The organism is Gordonia terrae, from assembly GCF_051789125.1.
Classification (GTDB): Bacteria; Actinomycetota; Actinomycetes; order Mycobacteriales; family Mycobacteriaceae; genus Gordonia; species Gordonia terrae_A.
The window spans coordinates 2,081,961-2,099,059 of sequence record NZ_CP196526.1 but is presented as its reverse complement, the minus strand read 5'-3'; the positions used below and the strand labels follow the sequence as shown (position 1 = coordinate 2,099,059).

At 68.6% G+C, this 17,099-nt stretch carries 8 protein-coding genes and 1 tRNA gene; 4 read left to right on the top strand and 5 right to left on the bottom strand.

Going from position 1 to position 17,099, the window contains the following annotated elements; all coding sequences use genetic code 11:
• Positions 1 to 88: 88 nt before the first annotated feature.
• Complete coding sequence (locus ACSUZC_RS09490; protein ID WP_439032563.1) at positions 89 to 1,387, top strand: dicarboxylate/amino acid:cation symporter; 1,299 nt, start codon at positions 89 to 91, stop codon at positions 1,385 to 1,387.
• Positions 1,388 to 1,735: 348 nt separating this feature from the next.
• Positions 1,736 to 3,787 (top strand): neutral/alkaline ceramidase, encoded by a 2,052-nt coding sequence (locus tag ACSUZC_RS09485; protein WP_439033059.1) that lies wholly within the window; start codon positions 1,736 to 1,738, stop codon positions 3,785 to 3,787.
• A gap of 69 nt (positions 3,788 to 3,856) precedes the next feature.
• On the opposite strand, the gene ACSUZC_RS09480 is transcribed toward ACSUZC_RS09485, so the two are convergent.
• The 3 genes from ACSUZC_RS09480 to ACSUZC_RS09470 all read right to left on the bottom strand — a co-directional run bounded on the left by ACSUZC_RS09480 (position 3,857) and on the right by ACSUZC_RS09470 (position 5,756).
• Positions 3,857 to 5,047, bottom strand: a complete 1,191-nt coding sequence (locus tag ACSUZC_RS09480; protein ID WP_439033058.1) for a L,D-transpeptidase — start codon at positions 5,045 to 5,047, stop codon at positions 3,857 to 3,859.
• A 290-nt stretch (positions 5,048 to 5,337) separates the two neighbouring features.
• Positions 5,338 to 5,410, bottom strand: a tRNA-Lys gene (locus tag ACSUZC_RS09475).
• Positions 5,411 to 5,534: 124 nt separating this feature from the next.
• Positions 5,535 to 5,756: a DUF3618 domain-containing protein gene (locus ACSUZC_RS09470; RefSeq protein ID WP_238419018.1), complete on the bottom strand. Its 222-nt coding sequence runs from the start codon at positions 5,754 to 5,756 to the stop codon at positions 5,535 to 5,537.
• A gap of 161 nt (positions 5,757 to 5,917) precedes the next feature.
• Here ACSUZC_RS09470 and bcp point away from each other — a divergent pair, with 161 nt between their 5' ends.
• Together bcp and ACSUZC_RS09460 are read left to right on the top strand one after the other, a co-directional pair.
• Positions 5,918 to 6,415: a thioredoxin-dependent thiol peroxidase gene (gene bcp / locus ACSUZC_RS09465; protein WP_439032562.1), complete on the top strand. Its 498-nt coding sequence runs from the start codon at positions 5,918 to 5,920 to the stop codon at positions 6,413 to 6,415.
• A 9-nt stretch (positions 6,416 to 6,424) separates the two neighbouring features.
• On the top strand, positions 6,425 to 7,054 hold the full coding sequence (locus ACSUZC_RS09460) for a TetR family transcriptional regulator (RefSeq protein ID WP_439032561.1): 630 nt from the start codon (positions 6,425 to 6,427) through the stop codon (positions 7,052 to 7,054).
• 8 nt (positions 7,055 to 7,062) lie between these two features.
• Here the strand turns inward: ACSUZC_RS09460 and acpS are convergent, their stop codons facing one another.
• Complete coding sequence (acpS, locus tag ACSUZC_RS09455) at positions 7,063 to 7,455, bottom strand: holo-ACP synthase AcpS (RefSeq protein WP_238419338.1); 393 nt, start codon at positions 7,453 to 7,455, stop codon at positions 7,063 to 7,065.
• Between the two features lie 53 nt (positions 7,456 to 7,508).
• Entirely contained in the window at positions 7,509 to 16,769 is a 9,261-nt protein-coding gene (locus ACSUZC_RS09450; protein WP_439032560.1) for a fatty acid synthase subunit beta domain-containing protein, read from the bottom strand.
• Between the last annotated feature and the right edge of the window lie 330 nt (positions 16,770 to 17,099).

Here is a 17,099-nt window from a genome sequence, read left to right as displayed (position 1 = left end):
AAGCGACGTCGCACTAGCGTCTCGCCCACATTCGGCGAGAGGCCGTGACACGCGGCTGTCGGCCGCATCCTGCGTCCGAGGAGAGTCCGTGAAGGCGTTGAAGCATCCCGCGTTACAGATCGGGTTCGGTGCGATCGCCGGCCTGATCTTCGGGTTGGTCGTCGGTGAGTGGGCCGCCAACCTGAAGTTCATCGGCGACATGTTCATCCGCCTGATCCAGATGTCCATCGTGCCGCTCGTTCTCGCGTCGGTGATCGTGGCAACAGCGTCGATGTCGGGTGCGGGCACGGGCCGCATCGCCTTTCGGACCGTCAAGTGGATGCTCGGATTCTCGGTCGTGGCGGCGGTACTGGCATGGGGACTGAGTGTGCTGATCAGACCCGGCGCCGGGATGGTGTTCGACGGCGAGCTCGACCCGACACTCGAAGACGAGGCCGGTCAGACCACAGGATGGCAGGACACGCTCCTCAATTTCGTGTCCAAGAACGTTTTCGAGGCGATGTCCACGGCCACGATGGTGCCGATCATCATCTTCGCGTTGCTGTTCGGCGTCGCGCTGCGCATCCAGATCACCAAGTCCGGCGACGACCGCGTCCTGACGTTCATCGACCAGATCCAGCAGATCATCCTGACGATGATCCGCCTGGTCATGTACATCGCACCCATCGGTGTGTTCTGCCTCCTCGCCTCTCTCGCCGGCGACGTCGGGCTCTCGGTGGTGACGACCGCCGTCAAGTACCTGGGCACCACGGCGCTCGGCGTGGCGATCCTGTTCGTGCTGTTCGTCGTGGTCGTCACCGCCCGGACCCGCCTCAACCCGGCACGGCTACCGGCAAAACTCGCCGAACAGACAACCATCGCGATCACCACGACGAGCTCGGCCGTCACCTTCCCCACCGTCCTCAGGAACACTGTCGAGAAGATCGGCGTGAGTCAGAAGATCGCCAACTTCACGCTCTCGATCGGCCTCACCATGGGTTCCTACGGCGCGGTCCTCAACTACATGATCGTCGTGATGTTCCTGGCCCAGGCAGGCAACGTCGACCTCTCCGTCGGTGACATCGCGCTCGGAATGGGCCTCGCGATCCTGCTCAACATGGGCACGATCACGGTCCCCGGCGGATTCCCGGTCATCGCAACATTTCTGGCGACCTCACTCGACCTCCCGCTCGAAGCCGTGGGCATTCTCATCGCCGTGGATTGGTTCGCGGGCATCTTCCGGACATTCCTCAACGTCAACGGGGACACCTTCGTCGCCATGCTCGTGGCCAACGCCGACGACGAGATCGACCGCGACGTCTACAACGACAAGAAGACCGTGGTCTCCGAAGAGATCGATGTCAGCGAGTACTCCGGCGCGTTCGCTCGCGCGGACGACGCCGACTGACGGGTGTTTCCCGGCGGGACGACGAGCCACAGCGGTCGACGAGCCACAACGGTCGACGACCCTCCGGGACCTTCGACCTCAAAAGTCTCCGAAACCCGGCAGATGAGGGTGGTGCGCAGTAACGTCCACTCCATGCCTTCCTACTGGGTCATGCCTGCTGTCGCGCTGATCTCGTGCATCATCATCGGGATCGGGTTCATCGTCGGAATCCCTGGCGGCGGCGACAAGGACTGAGGTCGGACGCTCCGCCGACCTGACCCGGCCGGAGCCCACGCGGCCGCATCGTCGGGGTGCTGCCGCGATGACACCGCACGTCTGCCGGTGTCGTCCGACGCCCGGAAGGACGCCTTGGAACTCACACGCAGACAGGTCATGGCCGGTGCCGCGGCGACCGCCACCGCGGCGGGCCTCGGAACCGCCCTCACCTCCGGGCGTGCCGGCGCCTCGCCGCCGGGGTCGACCAACTACCTCGTCGGCTGCGGCATCGCCGACGTCACCGGCGCGGTCGCCGGCCAGGGCATGATGGGCTACTCCAATCCCGAGCAGGTCGCGGCCGGGCTCCTGCAGCGCTGCTGGGCGCGGGCCTACATCATCGTCGACCGCGCCACCGGTGAACGCGTCGTCTTCCTCACCGCCGACCTCGCCTGTCTGTTCCAATCGCACCACATGGGCCTGATGGCCAAGCTGCGCAACAGGTTCGGGTCTCTTTACACCGAATCGAACGTGAACCTGAACGCGCAGCACACCCACGCCTCGTGCGGCGGCACGTCGTGGGACTACGCGTACTCCCTCGCTGCATTCGGGTTCAAGAAGAACTCCTACGACGCCGAGGTCGACGGCATGTTCGCGGCGATCGTCCGCGCGCACGACGACCTCGCGCCCGGGAGCCTCACCCTCGGCCGTGAGGAACTGCACGACGCCAGCCGCAACCGGTCCCGGGTGGCCTTCGACGCGAATCCGTCGTCGGACACACGTCATTTCCCGAACGCGATCGACCCCCGGGTCACGGTGCTGCGACTACGGCAGCACGACGATTCCGGCGGCCGCGATGTCGGCGCCATCACCTGGTTCCCGACCCACGGCACATCCCTCACCGACCGCAACGTCCTCATCGCAGGCGACAACAAGGGTTATGCGAGCCACCTGTGGGAACGTGCACAACCAGGGTTCGTCGCCGCGTTCCCGCAGACCAACTCCGGTGACATGACGCCGAACCTCGCTCTGGCGCAGTTCGATCCGAACGGACCGACTTCGAACAACCGACGGAACTGTGAACTCATCGGTGAGCGCCAGTACGTCGCGGGACGGCGGGCATTCGACAGCGCTCGCCCGATGACGCGCGGCGGCGTCGACTCGATCGTGCGGTACGTCGACATGTCATCGGTCACGATCTCGGGCACCTACACCCCCGACGGCCGGCCGGCTTCCACGACTCCGGCGATGATGGGTGCCGGCGCGGTGGCGACGAGTAGCGAGGACAACTACGAGCGACCGCTCCCCTTCCTCGTGGAGGGCATGACCAACCCTCTCGTCACCGCCCTCGGCGGCGATCGCGTCCCGCCGATCGCACCGTGGATCCGAGACATGCAGGCGCCCAAACTGATCGCGTTCCCGCTCGGTCTGCTGCCACCGTCCGGTTGGATCCCGTCGGTGGTACCGCTGCAGCTCATGCGTATCGGCGAGATCGTGCTCGTCGGCGTGCCCGCCGAGGTCACCGTCGTCGCAGGTCTGCGACTCCGACAGGTGGTCGCCGACGAACTGCGGATCGACCTCGACAACGTTCTCGTGCAGGGATTCTCCAACGCCTACACCCAATACGTGACCACGCCCGAGGAATACGATCTGCAGCACTATGAAGGCGGGGAGACCCAGTACGGCCGATACACGCTGTCCGCCTATCTCCAGGAGTTCGCCGCGCTCGCGGCGGCCATGGCATCCGGACGCGGGATCGGCCGTGGCCCCGCGCCGGTCGACAAATCGGGCCTGCAACCCGATCTGGTGCCACCGGTCCCCGCGGACCGTCCGTTACCGGGCCACCGCTACGGCGACGTCCTGCGCCAGCCCGAGGCCAGGTACCGCCCCGGTTCGACGGTGACCGTGCAGTTCGTCGGCGCCCACCCCAACAACGACTTCCGGCACGGGCGGACCTACCTGGAGGTGCAACGGCGCACCGGGTACGGGTGGACGACGGTCGCCGACGACAACGACTGGTCCACGGAGTTCTGGTGGGCACGACCGGCCGGCAGCCCGGACACGTCGCGGATCACCATCACCTGGCGTCCGCCGGCGGATGCGTCGGGAGCGTACCGCGTCCGCTACTTCGGGGACCGACGTGATGCGAGCGGGACGACGAGACCCGTCACCGGCACGAGCCGTACGTTCCTCGTCGCGTCGCGCTGATCCTCCCTCGGACGCACGGACGCCACCGACCGCGATGCGGGTTCGGTGGCGTCCGGGAGCTGTCTGGCGTCAGGCGTTGTCGGCGTTGCCCTTGCGCCACACCGACCACGGGATGTTCCAGTCACCGAGTCCGTCGGTGCCCGACAGGGTTCCGCCGGTCGTGTTCTTCACGACCACCGGGTCGCCGCGCAGCGTGTTCTCCATGACCCACAGGGCGTTTTCCGGACTGAGGTTCAGGCAGCCGTGACTCGTGTTGGTGTTGCCCTGCGCCCACACCGACCACGGAGCGGAGTGGAAGAAGATGCCGCTGTAGGACATTCGCGTCGCGTAGTCGACCGGCGTGCGGTACCCGTTCGAGGAGTTGATCGGGACGCCGTACGTCGACGAGTCCATGATGATGTGATCGTGCTTGTCCGAAACCAGGTAGATGCCGTTGTCGGTCTCGTCGCCGGGCTTGCCCATCGACGTGGGCATGGTCCTGATGACCTTCCCGTCGCGTTCGAAGACGACCTGCTTGGTGTTGTCGTCGGCGGTGATGACCATCGATCGGCCCACCGTGAAGTTGGTGCGCACGTTCTCCTGGCCGAACAGCCCGTCGCCGAGGTCGATGCCGTAGGTGTTCACGGCGACGCGCACCTTGGTGCCCGGCTTCCAGTACTCGGCGGGACGCCAGCGCACCTCACTGGGGCTGATCCAGTAGAACGCGCCTTCCACCGGAGGATCGGTGGTGATCTTGATGGCTCGCTGTGCGGCACGGCGATCCGCGATCGGCTCGTCGAACTTGACGGCCACCGGCTGCCCGATGCCGACGGTCTCGCCGGGACTCGGCGTCAGGTAGGCCTGGGTCAGGTTGTTGGGGCTGCTGGTCGTGAAAGTGACCTTCTTGGTGACCGCGCCGCCGATGCCGACCGCATCGGTCTCCAGGGTGTACGTGCGGTTGTACCCGAGCGCCTCGCTGCTGACCCACACCGTGTCGTTGTCGGCGAAGGTGCCCTTCAGCGGCGTGCCGTCGGACTTCTTGATCAGCACGCGGCTGATCGTGCCCTCGCTGGTCTTGACCTTGATGGGCGCGCCCGGTTGCACGCCGACGGCGTTGTCACTCAACGGACGCTCGGCCAGCTCCGTGATCTCGAGACCCGGCTTGAGCAGATCGTCGAAAAGGCTGGAGCTGCTGACGTTGTCGGGATACGAGGGCTCCTGCGTGCACGACGTCACCAGTGCGATCACCGCCAGCAACACACCGCTGATGATCAGCGGCATCCGTCGAGTACGACCGATCCCCATCTCACTCCCGCCTGTTCCGTCCCGACCCCGAAGAGGCCGGTCCCCGATGCACCGAATTCTGGAAAACCGAGATGTCGAACCCGATGTCCCGGACCAGTGTACGAGAGATCGAGCCGAATCAATGTCCGGTCATCCGTTCGAGTGGCGCGTTGCGCGTCAGAACGGATGAACGTTCACCTGTTGTTCATCCACCGCTGTTGGTGGGCGAAACGATCTGAGATGCCACAAGACGCCTCGCAGGAATGCGAGGCGTCTTGTGGACTCTGTGCGCCATCAGGGACTCGAACCCCGAACCCGCTGATTAAGAGTCAGCTGCTCTGCCAATTGAGCTAATGGCGCTTGCCGGTGCGAGAAGGAACCTTACAGGACCCGTGCGGCAGAAGTGAAATCGCCTGTTCGGAGCGGGTTCTGCCACTGATGGGGCTCCACGGGAACACCTCTCGCACCCGGTGGTCACGCGTGGCTACGAGGCGACCTTTCGGATGACGAGGATCAGCACCAGGGCCCCTACCCCGGCGAGCGTGTACTTGACCGCAGGCGTCTGCAGCGTGGCGAGCGCCTTGGACTTGGCGTCGTCGGCGAGGCGCTGCGGGTTGGCGCGCTCGGCCAACGCGTCGAGCGTGCCGGCCAGATCCTCCCGGGCCTTGGCGATCTCCTGCTCGATACGTTCGGTGTCTCCGGCCACGTTGCATCCTTCCGGCGCTTCTCGATTGACTTCTCGCCCGCCGACGGTTCGACACAGAGCCGACCGGCGGCCGGCCGCGGCATCCACCGCGGCCAGGGCAGCGCTTCGATGCTACGACATCCCGGCGTCCCCGCACGTGGCCATGCACTAGCCTGGCGTGCATGGCAGAGCTCACTTCCTCGGACTCGGCGCCGGCCACCCGCCTGGCCGCCGGTGACCGTGCCCCGGCGTTCACCCTGCCCGACGCCGACGGCAACCCGGTCTCGCTGTCGGATTACGCGGGCCGCAAGGTCGTCGTCTACTTCTATCCGGCGGCGTCGACCCCCGGGTGCACCAAGCAGGCGTGCGACTTCCGCGACAACCTCGGCGAGCTGAACGAGGCCGGCATCGCCGTGCTGGGCATCTCCCCGGACAAGCCGGCGAAGCTGGCGAAGTTCGTCGAGGCCGAGGGACTCACGTTCCCGTTGCTCAGCGACCCGGAGAAGAAGGTGCTCACCGAGTGGGGCGCCTTCGGCGAGAAGAAGATGTACGGCAAGACGGTCACCGGTGTCATCCGCTCGACGTTCCTCGTCGACGCCGACGGCACCATCGCACTGGCGCAGTACAACGTCCGGGCCACCGGGCACGTCGCCAAGCTGCGACGCGACCTGTCCGTCTGAGAGATCCCCATGTCCGAGCCCGCCCAACCACTGATGCCGCGCAAGCGGCCCACACAGGAACGCAGCAAACGCAAGTTCCAGGCGATGCTCGAGGCGGCGCGGGAACTACTGATCGACGTCGGCTTCGAGTCCCTCACGTGTGAGGAGATCGCGACCCGCGCCGAGGTGCCGATCGGCACCCTCTACCAGTACTTCGCGAACAAATACGTCATCGTCTGTGAACTCGACCGTCAGGACACCGTCGACGTCCGGGAGGAACTGACCGCGTTCTCCTCCGAGGTGCCGTCGCTGAAGTGGCCGAGTCTTCTCGAGAAGTTCCTCGATCACCTCGCCGCGCTCTGGCGGACCGACCCGTCACGACGCGCCGTGTGGCTGGCCGTGCAGTCCACGCCCGCGACCCGCGCGACCGCGTCGCTGAACGAACGTGTCCTGGCCGAACAGGTGGCGCGCATCATCGCGCCGCTCACGCCGTCACAGCGGGAGCGGCGCGAGATGATGTCCCAGGTGCTCGTGCACACGGCCTACTCGTTGCTGAGCTTCTCTGTGCAGGACGGCCACGATCACGACGAGACCGTCTCCGAACTCAAACGGATGCTCGCCGGTTATCTGCTCCTCGAGGAGTCGACCAGCACCGTCTGAGCCCGGCCCTATCTGCCCTCGAGGATCGCCACGGCCGCGGCGGTGTCCCCGTCGTGCGTCAACGACACGTGCACGGTGGCCTCACGCAGGTGCTCACCGATCTCGCCGGACAGCCGGATGGCCGGACGCCCCCAGTTGTCGGTGACGACCTCGATGTCGCTGTGCCGGATGAGCGGCAGCAGCGGCGATCTCGAGAACCGGCTGACCGACCACGCTTTGACGACAGCTTCCTTCGCCGCCCACCGGGCCGCGAGATGCCGCGCGTCGTCGCCGGTACCGGCAGCCGAGTCCCGACGCTCGCCGACCGTGAACCGGTCGGCGAACGTCGTACCCGGCTGTCGCAGCTGCTCGCCGAACTCCGGGATCGACACGATGTCGATCCCGACGCCGAGAACACTCATGCCGTCGGACTCCGCCGTGCCGCCGCCGGATTGCCCGTTCGCGTCATGCGCCGTCACCGGCTCCCCGCGACCGGCTCGCTCGCGCCGTAGACGTCGGCGCCGTCGAGTCGGACCCGCGGATCGAGGAGCATGCCGGCCTCGGCGTCGTGCTCGTCGACCGCCTCGTCGAAGCGGCGGTTCGGCGGACGCTGGTAGGCCGCCTCGCCACCGCAGATCGACTGCAGGAAGCGCTGCCTGCCCTGCCGCGCCCGCTCGTCGGCACGCTGCCGGTAGACGTCACGCTGTTCGGGATCCAGCGAGGCGAGGAACGCCTCGGGATGGACGACCGCGATCAGTCCGGACACGTGACCGAAGCCGAGGCTGGTCAGCAGGCCCGCCTTGAGCGGGAACCGCTCCCCCAGCTGCAGGGTCTCGCGCGGCCACACCAGATGCGGGTACTCGGCCATCTTGTCGTCGACGCAGTCCAGGCTGCGGTTGGGCGGGATGACCCCGTCGCGCAACATCTGGCACAGCCCGATGAGCTGGAAGGCGGCCGCGCCACCCTTGGCGTGACCCGTCAGGGACTTCTGTGACACCACGAACAGCGGCGCACCCTTGCCCCGGCCGATCGCCGCCGCGAGCCGCTCGTGCAGCTCGGACTCGTTGGGATCGTTGGCCTTGGTGGACGTGTCGTGCTTGGACACCACCGCGACGTCGTCTGCACTCACCCCGAGGGCGTTGAGCGAGTTCGCCAGCGGCGAGGACAGTGCCCCGCGGGCCGCGCCGAGCGCACCGAGTCCCGGAGCCGGGATCGAGGTGTGCACGCCGTCGCCGAAGCTCTGGGCCCACGCCACCACACCGAGGACGGGCAGGCCCATCTCCGCTGCGATGTCACCACGGGCGAGCAGGATCGTGCCGCCGCCGGCCGACTCGACGAACCCGCCGCGCCTGCGGTCGTTGGCCCGGGAGAACCGGCGATCGTCGATGCCACGCGCTGTCATCTTCGCCGAGTCGGCGGTCGCCGACATCGCACCGAAGCCGACGATGCCCTCGATGCCGAGGTCGTCGAAGCCGCCGGACACCGTGAACAGCGCCTTGCCGAGGCGGATCTTGTCCACGCCCTCCTCGACCGAGACCGCTGCCGTGGCGCAGGCCGCGACCGGATGGATCATCGCGCCGTAGCTACCGACGTAGGACTGGACAACGTGTGCGGCAACGATGTTCGGCAGGGCCTCCTGCAGGATGTCGTTGGCGTTGGCCTCGCCGAGCAGCGTGTTGACATACAGGTCGCGCATCGACGTCATGCCGCCCATGCCGGTGCCCTGGGTGTTGGCCACCAGGCCGGGGTGCACCCAGCGCATCAGTTCACTCGGGGTGAAGCCCGACGACAGGAACGCATCCACGGTCGCCACGAGATTCCACAGCGCGACACGGTCGATCGACTCCGCCATGTCGGGCGTGACCCCCCAGCGGGTCGGGTCGAATCCGGTCGGGATCTGGCCGCCCACGGTCCGGCTCAGCGCGAACTGGCGCGGGACCCGGATCTCGGTGCCGGCGAGGCGTGTGACCTGCCAGTCACCGTCGGCGTTCTGCGTGACGCGGGTCTTCTCGGGGTTGGCACCGGCGAACGCTCGTGCCTCGGTCTCCGAGTTCACCGTGAACGTCAGATCCTCGTCGATGTAGACCGACGTGAGCAACGGCGACGTGTTGTCGACCATCGCCCCGTCGTCGGCGTAGCGGCGGATACCGCACCGCGAGACGACCTCGTCGTGGTAGCGCTCCGCGATCTCGCTCTCGGGCACCGGATCCCCGGAGGCGGTGTCGTACCAGCCCGGCTTGGGAACCGAATCCCAGTGCACCAGACCGGTGTTCCATGCGAGCTCGAGGACGCCTGCCGCCGAGAGCTTCTCGTCGACCTCCATCTCGAAACGCGTGCGCGCCGAGCCGTACGGGCCGAGCTCGCCGGCGCCGACGATCACGACCATGTCCTCCGGTCGTGCGTCGATGGACGGCCACGCGGGACGCAGGCCGCGGGGAGCACGCGCCGGTGCGGGCAATGCCGCGACGGTCGGGGCGGTCTCGGTGTCCGCTTCCTCGACCGACTCGGCCGAGGCTGCGGCCGTCGCGGCGAGTGCCTTCAGGTCGGTCGAGCTGTCCAACCCACCGGTGAAGTCGGCCAGAATCGGCGTCTGTGCCGCAGCCGCACGCTGTTCGGGCGTGCACAGCGTCAGCAGGTTGGCCGCCATCTCGTCGGTGCTCCAGGTGCGCACACCGGCGGCCTCGACCGCGTCGACCATGCCGTCGTTGTGTCCCATGAGCCCGGTGCCCCGCACCCAGCCGATGAGCGCGTGCGCCAGGCTGGTCTTGGAACCCCACGACTCCTCGGCCGACCAGCGCTGCACGAGGGCGTCGAGAGACGCCTTGCTCTCGCCGTAGGCACCGTCGCCACCGAACATGCCGCGGTTGGGCGAACCGGGGAGCACGACGTGCACGCGTGCGGCGATGTCGTGATCGGAGTGGGCGTCGGCGAGACCGGCGATGAGCCGCTCCACCGACCAGAGGAGCACCTTCATCTCGAGCTCGGCACGACCGCCCGCGTCGGTGAGGTCACCGGCGACACGTGGGGCGGCGAACGGGAAGAGCATGGTCGGCTTCATCGCCGGCTTGACGACTGCCGTTGTGCCACCGAGGTTCTCGGTCTGCTCCGCGGCGATCCAGGCGACGAGGTCGTCGACATCGGCGTAGGAGGCCATGTTCGCCGGGGCGATCCACAGTGCCGCGCCGGTCCGTGCGTTCTCGCGGTACAGATTCTTGTAGAAGGCCAGTCGCTCGGAATCGAGCCGCGACGTCGTGGCGATGACGGTTGCGCCGCCCGCGAGCAGCCCGGCCGTCACGCCCGCGGCGATGGAACCCTTGCTGGCGCCGGTCACCACGGCGATCTCGCCGCTGTAGGCACCGGTGCCGGGGTCCTCGGCGGCGTGCGCGATGGCAGCGAAGGCCCGTGCGTGCACGGCGTTTCCGGCGGCCAGCGCCTTGCCCTGCCACCAGTTGGCGTGCTCGGCGACAGCGTTGCCCGAGCCGGCGAATCCGCGCACGATGCCGTCGAAATCGGCCTCGACATCGTGCTCGTCACGCAGCCAGAGGCGAACGAGGTCCTCCCGGCAGGTGGCCCACCGGTCGTCGATGAGCACCACCTTGGCGGCGTCGAAGGCCGGCGCCACGGTGCGTGCCCAGTCCGAACCCAGTTCGGCACTCACGAGTTCGGCGAGTTCGGCATTCGGGTCGGCCGCGGCCTCGGCGAGGTCGTCGACCTCGGCGAGTCCGAGCTTCTCCAGGACGGTGTAGGCCGCCGAGGCCAGCGCCCCGGAGCGCCCGGTGATCTGCTCGGTGAACTCGCCCAACGCCGCGGCATCGACCGTCGCGCCACCGCCGGATTCGGCGGCCGGCTTGCTCACCGGGATGCCCTTGACCGAGCCGACCGCGGACACTGCCCGGTCGACGAGGGCGTCGAGGGCCTCGGTGTTGGTGAGCGGGCCGTCGAGCAGATTGCCCAGGGCCTCGCCGCGGACCGACGCACCCTCGCGAGTGCCCAGCGCCAGGGCGACCGTGGTGTGCAGTCCCCATCCCGGCCCGAGCTGCCACACGTTCGCGACCCGGTCGGTGATGTAGTTCTGCCGCTTGCCCACCGGTCCGAGAACCTTGCGGATCTGGTCGCTCACCGCATCGGTGAGGACCGCGCCGAGGGGTCGGTATCCGCGTGCGAGTGCCTCCACCGTCGAGGACAGGGCGTTCATGTCCGCCTCTGCGGCGCCGTCGATGGCTCCGAGTCCGAGCTCACCGCCGATGTCGAGGAGCAACTGGTTGCGTCGCGAGGACACACCGTCACACAGGGCCTCGATGGTGTCCGCCGACCCGATCTGATCGACACGCATCTTCGTCCACAGCGCGATCACGGACTTCACCGCGTCGGACGGGCTGAAGGCGATGTCGTCGGGACGCGGACCGCCGGCCGGCGCTGCGGGAGCCGCGGGCGCAGCCGGGGCGGCAGGTGCCGCGGCCGCCGGTGCGGCGTCGGTCGCCTGCGCTGATGCGGGGGTCTCGATCTCGTCCTCGTCCGGCTCGTGACCGGCGTCCTTCGCGAGGATGACATCGCTGTCGCGTTCGACGTTGAGCACCTCGGTGGTGGCCGCGGCGTAGTCGTCGAGCTTGAGCGTGTTGGTGGCCAGACCCGACAGCGTCGGCGCCCCCTTCAGACCGATCTCGACGAACCGCTGGACGCCGAGTCCATTGCGCTCGGGGCCACCGAACAGCAGCTCCTGGGTCTCGATCCAGCGGACCGGGCTGGCGAACTGCCAGGCCAGCAGCTCGATCAGGATCACCCGGGCGAGCTCGTTCGGGGTCGCCTCCCAGGCATTCCAGTCCGCGAGAACCGCGTCCAGCGGCTCCGACGGCACGAGTGCCGCGATCTCCTCGACGAAATCGCGTTCGAGAGTGAACAGGCGCGGCACCAGGTTCGGGATGTAGCGACCGACCAGGATGTCGATGTCGATGTCGGCGGGCAGCAGCTCGGCGAGCTTGCCGCGGAACTCCGGCACGCCGGCCCGCAGCACGCTCGAGTGGAACGGGACGTCGATACCCGGGATCAGGATGAAGGCCCGCTTGCCACCGAATTCGGCGCGGCGGCGGTCGATCTCGGCCTCGAGTTCTTCGAGTCCGCGGACCGTGCCCGCGATCGCGTACTGCGACCCGAGCAGGTTGAGGTTGACGACCTCGAGGAACTCGCCCGCCGAGGCGCCCACACCCGCCACGAAGTCGGTGACCTCGGCGTCGGCCAGACCGAACTGACTCGGCCGGATCGCGGCCATCCGATAGTCGCTGCGCCCCTGCGCATCGCGCGGAACCAGGTGGTGCATCGCCTCGCCCCGCTGGAACACGACCTCCAGCACCGCCTCCAGCGGCAGGACTCCCGCACAGGCCGCGAGGGCGTTGTACTCACCCACCGAGTGGCCGCAGGTGATCGCACCCTCGACGAAGCCGCCGGACTCCTTGAGTTCGGCGATCTGCGCGACACCGAGGGTCGCCATGGCGACCTGGGTGAACTGCGTCAGGTACAGCACCCCGTCGGGGTGGTTGTACGTGGTTCCGTTGGCCACGAGGGTCGTCGGGTTGTCGCGGACGACGGCCAGGATCGAGAAGCCCAGCGCCGCGCGGGTGTGCTTGTCGGCGCGGTCCCAGATCTTGCGGGCCGCCTTCGAACGGGAGCGGGCGTCGAGACCCATGCCCTTGCTCTGGATGCCCTGGCCGGGGAACGCGTAGACGGTCCGCGGCGCGGCGAGCAGTCCGGTGGCGCTCATGACGAGGTTGTCGCCGACCTTGGCGCTCACCTCGACGACCTCACGGCCGTTGTCGAGGCCGACCCGGTCGACGCGGACGGTGATGGTGTCACCCAGCCGGACCATGCCGAGATAGCGGGCGGTCCAACCGATCAGCGGACGCGCCGACGGTATGGGCTTCTTCGAGTCGGTGGCGGTCACGACCTGCTGGGCCGCGGCCGAGAGCCACATCCCGTGCACGATCGGATCGCCGAGTCCCGCCAGCTTCGCCGCAGCGGTGTCGGTGTGGATGGGGTTGCGGTCGCCCGAGACCACGGCGAAGCCGTGCATCCGGTTCGGGGCGGTGATCGTCGCCGTGCGGAGCAACTTGCGCGTGGCCGACTGCTCAGCGACCGGCGCGCCGCCGGCACGGGCGGGATCGGTGAGTTCGGCAGCTCCGAGACGTCCACGGATGGCGAACCGCTCGTCGAGCGTCGCGATCTGCCCGGACGGTCCCGTGATCTCGACCGACACCTCGACGACGCGGCCAACCTCGGCGTCGCGCACCGCTCCGGTTCGCGCGATCACGGTGAGTTCGGTTGCTGTTGTGGGGATCTCGCCGGTCAGGGCGATCGCGTGGTCCAGGTGAACCAGGTCGAGCAACCCCTCCACCACCGGTTGACCGTCGTCGGTGCGGGCGGCACCGATGACGCTGAACACGCTCGGCCAGCATGCGCCGACCAGCGTGTCGGGTACGGCGAATCCGAACGGGTCGGTCGGCGTCGTGGGACGCAGATGTGCCGGCAGCGAGAACCCGGTGACCGCGGCATGGTCGGCGACCGAGTCGGGCTGCCACGTCACGGTGGTCGACGAGACCCCGCCGTCGACCTCGGCGAGGCTGCCGCCGGCGGCGACGGTGAGGATCTCGCGCATGGCGTTCGACGCGGCGTCGAGCCCGACCAGCGGGGCACCGCCGTCGCGCAGGCTGTCGCCGGCGAGCAGCGGAATGCGTACGGAGGCACCGGAAATCGGGACGACGAGATCGAAGCGGGTGGCGCCGTCGGTTGCGGGACCGGCCTGCTCGAGCACCGCGCCACTGGTGGCGTGTTCGGCGCGCTCGGGAGCGACCACGGTCCAGGACTGCCGGTCACCCAGCAACGCGACGGGGCTCGCCACGATGCGGCCCGCCCAGCTGACGTCGTCGGACTCCAGCACGGAGGTCAGCACGCCGGCGTCATCGACGAGTCCGGCACGGTGACGCGAGGCGACGGCCACCGGCTGTTCCCCCGCGGTGTGCAGGTCGGCCGCCACCCGGGCCTCGAAACGATCGAGCAGCTCGCCGACCGGCTCGTCGACGCGGGTGATGCCGGCCACGGCGACCGGACCGGGGATGACGCACACGGCGTCGGCGCCATAGCGGGGGTCGTGGGCCTGCCACAGCGAGTCACTGCGCCACCAGCGCCGGACGTCCTTGTCGATGACCGGCACGAAGTTGACCGGCTTTCCGGGGGTACGGCACAGCTCGAGGAAGAAGGCGACATCGGCGGGGTGCAGCACGTCGGTGTCGATCTCCGGGTACACGCTGCCGAGCGCGTCGATGGCGGCGTGCGGGTCGTCGGCGGTGACGACATCGCCGAACATCGTCGGGATGGGCCCCGAATCCTTCGGGTGCATGCGCGCCTCGGTGCGCTGGAGCATCTCGACGAATCGCTGCTGCCAGGTGATGTCGGCCCACGGGACCTGCTCGCCGCGCGAATCGCCGACCGCGAGGGTGGCGTAGCGGTCGAGCCATTCGCGGTAGGTCATGGTGGCGACGTCGCCGAAGTACGGCTTGGCGGTGTCGGCCATCGCGGCGATGATCTCATCGCGTCGTGCGGCGACGGCCTCGGCGTCACCGGCCACCTCGTCGAGCAGCCGGCCACAGCGAGAGGCGGTGTTGTCGACCTCGTGGATGTCGGCTCCGAGCTGCGAGCGACCGGACGCCATCCCCGCGGTGGCGTGTCCGGCACCGATCCACTCGTCGATACCTGCGGTGTCGACGAGGAGCTGCTTGACCTCGGGCGTGGTGGTGGCCTCCTTGGCCGCCATGGCCGCGGTGCCGATGAGGATGCCGTCGAGGGGCATCACGGGGTAGCCGTATCCCGCCGACCAGGTGCCGGTGAGGTACTCGCTGGCGCGCTCAGGGGTACCGATGCCGCCGCCGACGCAGATCACCACGTTGGGGCGGGCGCGCAGCTCGCCGTAGGTGGCGAGGAGCAGATCGTCGAGATCTTCCCAGGAGTGGTGACCGCCGGCGCGGCCGCCTTCGATCTGGACGATGATCGGGTGCTGCGGCACCTCGGCGGCGATGCGCACGACCGACCGGATCTGCTCCACGGTGCCGGGCTTGAACGCGACGAAACGCAGGCCGGCCTCGACGAACTCGTCGACGAGCGCGACGGCGTCCTCGAGCTCGGGGATGCCGGCCGAGACGATCACGCCGTCGAGCGGGGCACCCTGGGCGCGGGCCTTCTGCACGATGCGCTTGCCACCGAGCTGCAGCTTCCACAGGTAGGGATCGAGGAAGAGTGCGTTGAACTGCGCCTCACGGCCCGGCTCGAGCAGGTCGGTGAGCTTGGCGATGTTGCGCGCGAAGATGTCCTCGGTGACCTGTCCGCCGCCGGCGAGCTCGGCCCAGTGGCCCGCATTCGCCGCGGCGGCGACGATCGCCGGGTCGACGGTGGTCGGGGTCATACCGGCCAGCAGCATCGGAGAACGTCCGGTGAGGCGGGTGAACGCGGTCTCGACGACGGTGCGCCCGTCGGGCAGCTCGGCGAGGGTCGGCGCGAACTGCGACCACGGCGCGGCGACCTCGGGGACGCCGCCGGGGCTGAAGAGGTTGCGCTGTCCGACGCGGAGTGCCGCCGGGACCAGCCCGACGCCCTGGCCACGCACGAGCGAGGCGGTGAGGCGGGTGGCGATGTCGCCGGGACCGAAGTCGAGCACCCACTTGGCGCCGCCCGCGACCACCGCGTCGACCGACGACACCCAGTCGACGCGGGCGACGAGGATGTCGTGGGCGTGACGGGTGGCGAGGTCACGGTCGATGCCGCACCGATCCGCCCAGTCGGCGACGAGCTGGACGGCCTCGGCCATGCCCGGGTGATGGAAGGCCACCGAGACCTGCAGCTGGTCGAACTTCGGAGCGAACGGGGCGCCGCCGGTCAGCTTGCGCTTGCGTTCGTCGGCCTCGGTGGCGGCGATCCGCTCGCAGAGTGCCGTGAAGGCGGCCAGGTGGCGCGGGGCGCCGGACAGCACGAGGGCGTTACGGCTGTTGATGATGGAGACGACCGGCGCGGTCGTCAGGTCGCTCTCCGGAAGTCCCGCACGGTAGTGCGCCAAGATCTCCTCGACCCGGGCCGGACTGACGTTGTTGAGCGCGAGCATCGGGGTGCCGTCGGTGGTGATCCCCAGGCCCCGACGGCGGGCGATGAGCGAACCCGCTGCTCCGATGAGATGGGCGACCGCGAGCAGCAGTCCCTGCCCCGACTCCGCGACCTTGCCATCGGCGCCGACCGCGTCGGTGGCCAGAGATCCCTGCGAATGACCGACCACGGCGTTCGGCGGGAGGGCGGCGGTGTCGAGTCCCTGCTTGCGGAGCGCCTCGATGGCGGCGAGCTGGGTCAGCAGCACGCCGGGCCCGGAGAGCGTGAAGTCGGCGAGCGCGGTCTCGGAGGGGACCTCGTCGCCGGCGTCGTGCGCGTGCACCCAGGTGAGCGGGTGGAAACCGGCTGCCCGGGCGACGACCAGGTCGTCGGCGACGGGCGCGACGAGCCGCTCGGCCGAATCCACGATCTTGGCGATTCGATGTTCCAGGTCGGCATCGACCACCAGCTCGGCCAGTGTGGGCAGCCACGCACCGCCCTGGCCGCCGAAGCTGATCGCGTAAGGCTCGCCCTGGGTGAGCCGCTCGATGAGCGTGGTGGTCGGGCGCTCTGCGTTGGCGGCGCCCTGTGAGCCGGAACGGAACTGGTCGACTGTCACGAATACTCCTGTGTGGTGGTCGGTCTGGAGAGTCTGAGGTTGCGGAGTGTCTATGGGGTTGAGCGTTGTCGGATTGTCTGTGTGTGGCAGGTCGGGTCGGCCGGCGGAAACCTCGGTGTCATCGGAGGTCTCACGCGTACATCCGCGATGTCGCAGACGTGGTCAGCCGCCTCGGCGACTCTGCCTGGTGGAGCTAGCTGGTACAACGGACGAACACGATTGCCGCGCAGGGGCATTGGCAGGTGTCGACTGGTTGGTGAATCGCTGCCGGCGTGAACGTGACACCCATGATGGCACACGAAAGTGAGGGAAACCTCATGTTTCACGGTG

Excerpts from the sequence above, each read along its gene's own strand:
- ACSUZC_RS09480 (WP_439033058.1), bottom strand. The coding sequence starts at position 5,047 with ATGCCGCTGATCATCAGCGGTGTGTTGCTGGCGGTGATCGCACTGGTG.
- bcp (WP_439032562.1), top strand. The coding sequence starts at position 5,918 with ATGGCAGAGCTCACTTCCTCGGACTCGGCGCCGGCCACCCGCCTGGCC.
- ACSUZC_RS09460 (WP_439032561.1), top strand. The coding sequence starts at position 6,425 with ATGTCCGAGCCCGCCCAACCACTGATGCCGCGCAAGCGGCCCACACAG.
- acpS (WP_238419338.1), bottom strand. The coding sequence starts at position 7,455 with ATGAGTGTTCTCGGCGTCGGGATCGACATCGTGTCGATCCCGGAGTTC.